General features: G+C 48.0%; 4 protein-coding genes. 2 read left to right on the forward strand and 2 right to left on the reverse strand.

Annotated elements, in window-relative coordinates; genetic code table 11:
• Nucleotides 1–96: 96 nt before the first annotated feature.
• Together VJB08_04490 and VJB08_04495 are read right to left on the reverse strand one after the other, a co-directional pair.
• On the reverse strand, nucleotides 97–648 hold the full coding sequence (locus tag VJB08_04490) for an HAD family hydrolase (protein HLD43216.1): 552 nt from the start codon (nucleotides 646–648) through the stop codon (nucleotides 97–99).
• Nucleotides 645–1178 carry an adenylyltransferase/cytidyltransferase family protein gene (locus VJB08_04495; GenBank protein HLD43217.1) on the reverse strand — a complete coding sequence of 178 codons (534 nt, stop codon included), beginning with the start codon at nucleotides 1176–1178 and terminating at the stop codon, nucleotides 645–647. The genes VJB08_04490 and VJB08_04495 overlap by 4 nt, the downstream gene beginning before the upstream one ends.
• A gap of 336 nt (nucleotides 1179–1514) precedes the next feature.
• Between VJB08_04495 and VJB08_04500 the strand changes: the two genes are divergently transcribed.
• Both VJB08_04500 and VJB08_04505 read left to right on the forward strand, forming a co-directional pair.
• Nucleotides 1515–4946: an STT3 domain-containing protein gene (locus VJB08_04500; GenBank protein HLD43218.1), complete on the forward strand. Its 3432-nt coding sequence runs from the start codon at nucleotides 1515–1517 to the stop codon at nucleotides 4944–4946.
• A 232-nt stretch (nucleotides 4947–5178) separates the two neighbouring features.
• Nucleotides 5179–5841: a glycosyltransferase family 2 protein gene (locus VJB08_04505; GenBank protein HLD43219.1), complete on the forward strand. Its 663-nt coding sequence runs from the start codon at nucleotides 5179–5181 to the stop codon at nucleotides 5839–5841.
• Nucleotides 5842–6000 lie beyond the last annotated feature (159 nt).

A 6000-nucleotide genomic window follows, 5' to 3' on the forward strand; every position in this document is an offset into this window, starting at 1 on the left:
TTGCAGAACTGCGACGCAACCATCAGACATCATATAAGACACCATATATTGCACGGAATCCAATTTTTCTGAGAGAGCAAGTCTTGTTTTAAATATTCATCGCAAAGACGCGACCCACTCTGCAGCATCCTTCAAATCAGCAGCAACATAATCAGGCTTGGCCTGCCCGTCTCCGCCCCCTTTTCCTGTGTTTACGAGAATAGTGATGCACCCAGCAGACTTCCCAGTCTCGACATCCTGCACCTTGTCTCCAATCATGACACTCTTCTCTAGCTCAATATCGGGGTACTGTTCCAGAGCCTTGCTGATCATCCCTATCTTTGGCTTTCTGCAGCCGCATTCAATAGCATATTCTGTTACCTTGCCTCCAGGAAAATGCGGGCAATAATACACCCCATCAATCTTGATGTCCTCTGCCCCCAGCCTCCGGACTAACTCATCATTAAACCTCTGAGTCTGCTCCTCGGTATGGACGCCCCGAGCAATGCCTGACTGGTTGGTGATGATAATAAGGCGGTATCCCAAGTCCTGAAACATCCGAATCCCTTCAACAGCATTTCTCTCAAACTCCAGATCTTGAATCTTACTCACATATCCAAAATCCTTGTTTATCGTTCCATCCCTATCAAGAAATACCGCTCTGCTCATTTTGATGTTCGACCGCCATGTCCGCCATATACTTTACAGATCTTCGCAATAATCTCCGTTGTAGACAATCCTTCTTTCAACTTCACAATATGCAGCCTCCCCCCGTTCTTCTTAACAGCCCCGGCCTCGATGCAGTTCTCCCCATACTCGCTTCCATTCACATGCACATCGGGCTTCACCATGGTCACAAGAGGAACCGCAATCTCTGGCTCATCCATGATCACAACATAATCAACATACCGGATGGCAGCAAGCATCTCCGCCCGGTACTCCTGAGGTATGATTGGCCTATCCTTCGACTTGTATTGCTTCACAGAAGCATCAGAGTTCAGCCCAACAATCAACACATCTCCCTGCTCCTTTGCTTCCTTCAGCAGCTGAAGATGGCCGGCATGCAGGAGGTCAAAACTTCCATTTGTCGTGACAATCCTCTTGCCCTCTTTTCTCAAGCGGTCTGCAAGGGAAATCAGCCCCTCCGTCTGGATGATCCTTTGTTCTGGCCTGTCTTTGATTTCCTGCATTTTATCCATGAATCTCTATGAATCCATCTCTTTTTAATAATGTTTCTACATGCTTCAACAACTAAAAAAGGGCTTAATATTGGCTTTTTTCGGCTCAGTGGCTCAGTAGAAAGTCTCGGCGTGGCTTGCGAGTAAGCCCCTTATCACCCGCTCACAAGCCGCCGGTTGCCGCCAGCTCGGCTCTTCATCTTTTCAGCAAAGAGCGGCACCACCCCGTATGGGACAACCCCCTCCGCTGCTGATGCCTCGACTGGTTGAGCCTCGCAAAAAAGGCGGCAACGCAGACTTTCTACTGAGCCCCTTTTTTCCATAAGCTTAAAAAACAGAGCCCGCCCCTCACTGGCTGTGGCAGAAGACGAACGCCCTGATGAAGAAGATATCTCTATTGATTTTAGCGCTCTGAAGAAACTCTTCAAGCGGAAGAAAAAAGAGGACAGTACTTTGCAGAAGGACACAATAAAGGATGCATCTGAAGGCAGACCTACAAGGTCAAGTGGCGCTCATTCAGAAGTTCAATCTGAAGACGAGATCGAGCTTGACTTTTCTTGGCTGAAGAGACGGTTCAATAAAAGCGAAAAAGCACCAACAGAAACCTCAACGCCAGACAGCTCCCAAAAGGAAGATTCCGACCTTTCTTTCGATTTTTCAAAAATTAAAAAGATATTCAGAGGAAAAGAGGAACAAAAGGACGACGAAGCCTTATTCCATTTCGAGGATGTTAAAAAGTTATTTCAATGGAAAAAAAGCCCACCCTCACAACATTCAGCTAAAAAACAGGAGAAATCCGTTATCACGGATTCTGAGATTTTTGATTTCAAGAAGGCTCTGGGATGGTGGAAAGGCAACAAGAAATGGGCAGTGCCTCTGCTCTGCATATTGATTGTGATCTCCGCTTCCTTCTTTCTGAGGATCCAGCCAGTGTATTTGCATGCTGCTGATGGCTGGGCTGAACAGGCCATCGAAGCACAGGTCAAGCAGTGGATCTACGGGCAGGTCAGCCAGCAGTTTCCGAACCTTCCGGAGACCCAGAAGCTGCAGCAAGTTGAACTCCAGTTTCAGGCAATCTCACAAGAGCATGGCAATGAGCTCAAGCAGCAGAGAGAGGTCCAGGCAAGACTATTTCGGGAAAAGCTTCAGGATGAGAACGGTCAAACGTACCTCAGGCTTATTGACGACTATTTTTGGCTCTTAGCAGCAGAAAGAATCCTGAGGAACGGCTACCCTGGAGACGAACTCCGTCTGGGTACAGGCCCGTATCGCGCAACCTTGCGTCCGTGGGACAACCACATGTATGCCCCTGCAGGAGCCTATTCAGATGTATCATTGCACCCTTACATAGCAGCGTACACCACACGTCTGCTCCGCTTGCTTAACCCTGGCATAAGCGTCAAAAGCGTTTTGTTTTACCTTCCTCTTATCGTATCGCTTCTTACCATCGTGCCTGCGTTCTTTATCGTTCATCGGGTCACTGGGCCTCTCGGCGGTTTTTTTTCAGCCCTCCTTTTGGCAATCCATCCAGTAATACTGGATAGGACTGTCGCTGGAGCTGCTGATACAGATCCGTATAATCTCCTCTTTCCGCTTCTCATTGTATGGGCATTTTTGGAAGCCGGGTATGCAACCAACATCTGGTGGCGCATCTGCCTGGGAGCAGTGGCAGGTGTTTTAGTCGGGCTCTATGCATTTACCTGGATTGGATGGTGGTACATCTTTGATATGCTGCTTATTGGAGGCATCGCATTTTTGGCTTATTCTGCAATCATGAACTCTAGCAAGTCCCGTTTTGCTTGGGGCTTTGCATACTCCTTTGCTGTCTTTATCCTCCTTGCAACTCTTACAGGTCTATGGCTGATTAGCTCTGAAAAATTTGTTAATTTCGCGACACAGCCGGCGGCGTTCGCCAGCTTAAAAACCATCAAGGCAGCAGATCTCTGGCCCAATGTGTATTCAACAATCACCGAACAGCGTTCCATCACCACACAACAGGCAATTACAGAGGCTGGCGCCGGGATGCGGCTGTTGTTTTTTGCAGCAGTTCTTGGAATATTTTCCCTGTGGCTCTCGCCCCATTCCTTAAAGGCGAAGAAGTACTGGCTCCTAGCCTGCCTGTTCTGGCTCCTGCTCTTGATATCTTTTCCTCCTTCAAGTATCTCCCTCTTCTTACTGCTCTTTGCAGTTCCCTTCATTGTGATAAGTCTTGTTGAGAGGAGCGCAAACCCGAATCTCCTGATGGGAATGATCCTCTTGATATGGTTTGCAGTTTCAATGTATGCCACAATCCAGGGAATCCGGTTCATCTTGCTGCTGGCTCCAGCAGTGAGTTTAGGGGCAGGTATACTGGCTGGCCGCATCTATTACTGGTTTTCTGACAGGTTTGCCCAAAGCCTCCGCATCACTTCAGAAGTCTCACGGCTATGCATAGCAGGTGTTCTGCTGTTGCTGCTGGCGATTCCAGCAACAAACGCAGTCAGCGCAGCCAGATCAGTTTTTCCCCTATTCGATGATGCATGGTTTGCAGCACTGACCAAAATAAAAGAGCAATCACAGCCAAATGCAATCATTACTTCATGGTGGGATTTCGGGCATTTGTATAAGGCTATTGCAGACCGCGCCGTGACCTTTGATGGAGCATCCCAGAGCAGCCCGCAGGCTCACTGGGTCGGGAAGATGTTTATCACAAAGGATGAAAACCTTTCAATAGGCATCCTCCGTATGCTTGACTGTTCAGGTTATAACTCCGGAGTAGGCGGTTTTGATGAATTGAATCATGTTGTTAATGATACCCCGAAGGCAGCTCGCTTGGTTGAGAAGGTGATTGCCCAATCAGACCGAACAGCAGCGCAAAAAATCTTGCTTTCTAACGGATTCTCACAGCAAGAGGCAGATGCAGTCCTTGACAAAACCCATTGCGCTCCACCAGAGGCATTCATCGTCACTTCAAATGACCTTGTCTCGAAGGCCAATGTGTGGTGGCATTTCGGCCTGTGGGACTTCGAAAAAGCGCAAATCTATCAATCCTTCAGGACATCTCCAGATTTGTTGAATCGGAAAAATGCTATCTCTTATCTTAAAGAGCGCTATAATTATACTGATAGGAAAGCTGATCAGACCTATAATGAACTTCAGTCGTTGAGTGAAGGAGATGCCAACAGCTGGATTGCGCCACCGCCCGCATATGACGCCAATGCTGTGCGCCCCTGTGCAGGCGATGCCAGAGAGCTGCAATGCGTCTTTTCTGGTCTTACCGCAAAGGTTTCCCTTGACAGGAAGGATGCCGCATTCGCAAGTCCGAGAGGCAATGAGTATCCCAGGAACCTCCTAATCATGTCAGAGACCGAAGAAGAGATGGTTGTTTTCGAATCAGGAAACCCGAATGTCGGATTCACAGTGTTTCCAACCAAGACAGGATATATGATGATCCTTTCTTCTCCTGAGCATGTCGGCTCTGTCTTTCAGCGGCTCTTCTTTATGGAAGGTGTTGGCCTCAGGCATTTCAAGAAGTTTACTGAGGAGAGGACGCTTAATGACAATAGGATCCTCATTTGGAAGGTGGATTGGGAAGGAGGAGAAAAGAATACCATCAATCTTACTGTCTCAGCAGCACAGGATTCAACTGGAAAAAATGAAACAGTTGCGGTTTCTCCTGCACCAAGCGGACCAAATGAGTCTGCCCGGAATCAATCATCTCAGGCGCTCGATGATAGTATCATGTCAGTTAATGATACGATTACCAGTAATAAAACGATGAGCAACCAATCTACAGAGGGGCTTCCCTGAAAATGTAGTTGCCGTTAATTCGTGAGGCTCTTAACCTTAAAGACGGAAAACCGACAAGGGAGTTGCCCCCTACGGGGAATGTCGGTCACCACCATCATATGCGCAGCCGAGCCGGTGGCTAGCGAGCAAGCTCGCATTGCTCGCTTGCAAGCCACCGCAACCTCGAAGAGATTTTCAGGGAAGCCCTACAGAAGAAGAAATTAATAAATAAGCAAAAACCACCCTCAATCCCATGCGCCCTTTTGTCATCATACCAGCATACAATGAAGCAAAGCATCTTGGAGATGTTATCGCCAGGACTAAAAAATTCTGCAAAGACATTATCGTTGTTGATGATGGAAGCAGGGATGAAACAAGCGCAGTTTGCCGAGCAGCCAATGTTGTGGTGCTGGCGCACATTGTAAATCTGGGAAAGGGAGCAGCGCTTAAGACCGGATGTGATTTTGCGGTCTCTCGCGGCGCAGATATCCTTATCGCTCTTGATGCCGATGGTCAGCACGATCCAGAAGAGATTCCTCATTTTCTGGCTGGCCTGCAGGAGGGAAACTCAATCGTCTTCGGAATCCGCCAATTCAATCATGCAATGCCTCTTGTGCTCCGCTTTGGGAACATGGCAATCAGCCTCTGCGCTAACCTGCTGTACCATGTAAGCCTGCCAGATACGCAGTGTGGTTATCGCGCCTTCACCAAAGAGGCGTATGCAAAGATACGCTGGAGCTCAAGCGATTACAGCATGGAATCTGAGATGATTGCAAAGGCAGGCAGGCAGCGCCTGAAGTATTCACAGATCCCAATCAAAACCGTGTATTCTGACAAGTACAAAGGGACAACAGTGCTGGATGGTATCCGGATTGTGATCAATATGGTCTTCTGGTGGTTTCGGTTTGTGATTTAATAGGTGTAGTTGTTCTAACTGTCTTATCCCGAAACTATTTCCCTACGGTGAGTTACATTGGAGCATGAAACTCACCAGAGGGAAGCTTATGGAGACCATAAGGCGCAAGAATGATGGCTGGACAACCTATCAAGCGAGGAAAATAGCCCGTGTTAGTAT

It is taken from the genome of Candidatus Nanoarchaeia archaeon (genome assembly GCA_035290625.1).
Classification (GTDB): Archaea; Nanobdellota; Nanobdellia; order Woesearchaeales; family DATDTY01; genus DATDTY01.

Coding starts and splice junctions, on each gene's coding strand:
- VJB08_04495 (HLD43217.1), bottom strand. CDS start 1,178: ATGGATAAAATGCAGGAAATCAAAGACAGGCCAGAACAAAGGATCATC.
- VJB08_04505 (HLD43219.1), top strand. CDS start 5,179: ATGCGCCCTTTTGTCATCATACCAGCATACAATGAAGCAAAGCATCTT.
- VJB08_04490 (HLD43216.1), bottom strand. CDS start 648: ATGAGCAGAGCGGTATTTCTTGATAGGGATGGAACGATAAACAAGGAT.